Origin of the sequence: Fundidesulfovibrio agrisoli (assembly GCF_022808715.1) — a bacterium.
Classification (GTDB): Bacteria; Desulfobacterota; Desulfovibrionia; order Desulfovibrionales; family Desulfovibrionaceae; genus Fundidesulfovibrio; species Fundidesulfovibrio agrisoli.
In genome coordinates, this window is record NZ_JAKZKX010000049.1 from 1 (window position 1) to 3394 (window position 3394).

At 53.9% G+C, this 3394-nt stretch carries 4 protein-coding genes; all 4 read right to left on the reverse strand.

Translation table 11 applies throughout. The annotated features are described in order from the left end of the window. Positions 1-500 precede the first annotated feature (500 nt). The 4 genes from MLE27_RS17800 to MLE27_RS17815 all read right to left on the reverse strand — a co-directional run bounded on the left by MLE27_RS17800 (position 501) and on the right by MLE27_RS17815 (position 3179). Entirely contained in the window at positions 501-1235 is a 735-nt protein-coding gene (locus MLE27_RS17800; RefSeq protein ID WP_243313979.1) for a class I SAM-dependent methyltransferase, read from the reverse strand. 169 nt (positions 1236-1404) lie between these two features. Further along, a protein-coding gene (locus tag MLE27_RS17805; protein ID WP_243313980.1) for an IS3 family transposase occupies positions 1405-2516 on the reverse strand; the annotation gives its coding sequence in 2 pieces (ribosomal slippage) (positions 1405-2258 and positions 2258-2516; 1113 coding nt in all). 38 nt (positions 2517-2554) lie between these two features. Further along, positions 2555-2887 (reverse strand): hypothetical protein, encoded by a 333-nt coding sequence (locus MLE27_RS17810; protein ID WP_243313981.1) that lies wholly within the window; start codon positions 2885-2887, stop codon positions 2555-2557. Between the two features lie 34 nt (positions 2888-2921). Further along, positions 2922-3179, reverse strand: a complete 258-nt coding sequence (locus MLE27_RS17815) for an integrase core domain-containing protein (RefSeq protein ID WP_243313982.1) — start codon at positions 3177-3179, stop codon at positions 2922-2924. Positions 3180-3394: the final 215 nt, after the last annotated feature.

A 3394-nucleotide genomic window follows, 5' to 3' on the forward strand; every position in this document is an offset into this window, starting at 1 on the left:
CCAAGTGGCTCTGGACTTACAACAACGAACGGCCCAACATGGGCATCGGCGGCATCACTCCGAGGCAGAAACTGAGAACGGCTGCATAGCCCTACTTTTCAGACAGCCTAAAAAGGGGAGGATTACCCAGTGTTTTTCAACACGCAGCTAAACGTTGCACCGCCAGGGCGGCGGTGTCAGGTGATAACCATCACTGTACAGGAGATTTACATTAGTAATAGCGTACCTAAAAAAACAATTGCTGCCGACACTGCCAAAAATCACTGCAGCCAAAACAAAAGGGTACCAAGCATGAATACGATGCCACAAACAGAAAAATGCCCATCAAGAAGTTTAATTTTACCTAGCTTTCCATCGTCTCCGCACTGGCTGAGATGATTCCAGAGCACGGCATATGACCAAGGCACATCCTCCCATGTCATCATGCGATTCAAGCCCTCCCTACTTTCGCTGACATATAGCAGGAACCTCGCACCACGCGGGGATGTATGAACGCATTGTTAGAGTACTTGGATGATGGCACCACACCACGGCATGCCAGAGTTGTGTTTTTTACTCCAAGCACGTAAAATCTTGACGACACCGCGAAACTGGTGCTTAATGCCATATTGAGTCCCAGATTTTCCCGTAATGACCATGTCATTATCCTCACAATGAATGTTCCATTGATGGAACCCGGTCCAGTTCATCTTGGTGGCTTCGTTCTCGAATCCCTGTATGACTATGAAGCCCTTAGGCCGGGTAACGTGGATAAATTGTTGAATGACGATGATGGGGTTTGCGGTATGGTCGAGGGCGTTGCGGATATGGCAAACATCGAAAGCCCTGGGTCCGAACTTCGCAGCGAGGTCTTCTCCGGCGCAAACAACTGGACGACATACCCGTTTTTTGCAGACTTCGTTTTGCCATAGCTCGTCGTATTCATCAGCTAGGGGATCTGTTGCAACAAGACTGGCATCAATTTGATCAAAAGCATGACTCAGAATACTGCCCGGGCCAGAGCCAGCATCCAAGACATCAATACGCCTTCCTAAAGCATTTAGCATGTGACCAACCCCTTTAATAAAAATGTCGATTTCTAGATCCAATTCGGGGTTGATATCTTCTTCGCACCAGTACTTTAAGAATGGCGAAGAGTTGATGTAATTCTTCCAAAATTCAAGTTCACTGCGTTTGCCTTCCTCCCTAAGATCGTCCCCAAGTGTATCAGGCAGCGCAACCACTGTATCCTTCATACTTGCCTCGTGAATTATTTGACCAATAAAAAAACAATTAAGTAACTGCCGATTTTCTCGTTCTAACTTAAATACACCACAGAATTCCAAGTTACCGGTAACGCCTTTACTCAGCAACTAAGCGCCACAAAAGTTTTAGCACGTGACCTGCCGGGTTTCTTCGGACCACTCAATTCTTGAGGGTGGCCCCCTGGTTCAGGTTTTTGCCGATCACTCCCGCGTATGCCTTGGGTGTCATTTTTCCCAGGCTTGAGTGAGGCCGGACCTCGTTGTATAGCCTGCGCCAGTCTTCGATGACGACCTTGGCTTCCACTCTTGACCGAAACCACTCCATGGACAGACACTCGTCCCGGAATTTGCCGTTAAAGCTCTCGACCATCCCATTCTGCCAGGGCTTACCAGGGTCGATCAAGGCGATGCTCAACGATTCATTCGTGGCCCAGCGGAGCAGTGCCTTAGACACGAACTCCGGCCCGTTGTCCGAGCGCAGATAGCGCGGCGCTCCCCGTTCGCTAGCAAGGCGCGCCAGCACCTCGATCACCCGCCCGGAACGGATGCTCCCGGCCACGTCGATGGCTAGGCATTCGCGGGTGTACTCATCAATGATCGTCAGGCATTTCAGCTGCTGTCCGTTGGCGCAGGCGCCATAGACGAAGTCGTAAGCCCACACCTCATTGGCTCCGCACGGCAACTGTGGCCGGGGGCGTGATCCGACCACCCGTTTCCTGCCGCGTTTCTTCGGCACCTGAAGGCCTGCCTTGCTCCAGAGCCGGAACGTTTTGTCAGGTCCCATTACATGGCCTAGATGCTCCATGAAAACCTGTATCCGGCGGTAGCCGTACCGGGGATACAGGTTTGCCAAGCCGGTCATGGCCGCTATAAGCGGACCGTCACGGACTTCCATGCGCGACTCGTAGTGCAAGGTCGAGCGGGAGATGGAAAGCAGCGCACACGCCCTGCGTTGTGACAGTCCGCGGTTCAACGCGAACGCCACTTGCTGGCGGCGGACGGGTGCGCCTACCATTTTTTTGCCGCGATCTCCTTCATCACCTCGATTTCGGGGTCCCGCTCGACCAGCAGCTTCTTCAGCCTAGCGTTCTCCAACTCCAATTGACGGAGTTTCTTCACGTCATCGGCGGTCATGCCGCTGAAGCGCTGCCGCCACGTGTAGATCGTCTGCTCGCTAACGCCGTGCCGCTTGGCCACTTGGGGCACCGGATCACGGTCGGTCTCGCGCAAAATGCTCACCATCTGCTCATCCGAAAAACGTGATTTCCTCATGGCTCCCTCTTCGTCGTCGGGAGCCACCTTCTCAAGTTTCAGCTGGTCCGAAAAGTGCCGAGCAGGTCACCCGTATCCGCGGTGCCCTTGCGGCTTACGTGACTGGCGAAAGCTCGGTTGACGCCCAAGTGCCAACAAGCTTTAAAAAAACTTACCAATGTTGGTTGGCAGCCGTAGTTAGACATCAGCTTAAGAGCCGCCCCACGCGCACTTCTGGAAAATTGACAGTTCACTGCCCTGTTCAGCCCGGCCAGACATTGCCAGGCCCGGGCCTGCAGCCCGGCGTAATGACCAACGCCCATCTTGGCATGCCACCCCAGAACCATCACCACGTTGACCCATCCGAAGTCTTCGATCATGACCTTGGTCATGTCAATGTCTCACCACTAGTGTACGGCCCCTCGTTTAGCAAGCGTCGGCTAAGAGAGTCTCGCGGCTGAGATGCTCTGCCTCGAAGTCCTCCGGCGACCTGTAGCCGAGGGTCGAATGCAGGTAGTTGGCGTTGTACCCGTCGATCCAGCGACCCAGAGCCTCCAGGAAGGCGCCTGGGCTGGTGAACTCGTTGATCCAAACCAGCTCTTCATTGAGCGTGCGCATGAAGCGCTCCGTGTCCGCGTTGCCTTTGGGGTTTGAGTAGCTGGTGAAGGCCTGGTTGACGCCCATGATCCGGCATGGATTGCCCTAGGGTTTTCTTGGACACCAACTTGGACGTATGGAACGGCCGTCCTGGAGGTGTCAGATGGCAAACGAGGGTAATCCTCCCCTTTTTAGGCTGTCTGAAAAGTAGGGCTATGCAGCCGTTCTCAGTTTCTGCCTCGGAGTGATGCCGCCGATGCCCATGTTGGGCCGTTCGTTGTTGTAAGTCCAGAGCCACTTGG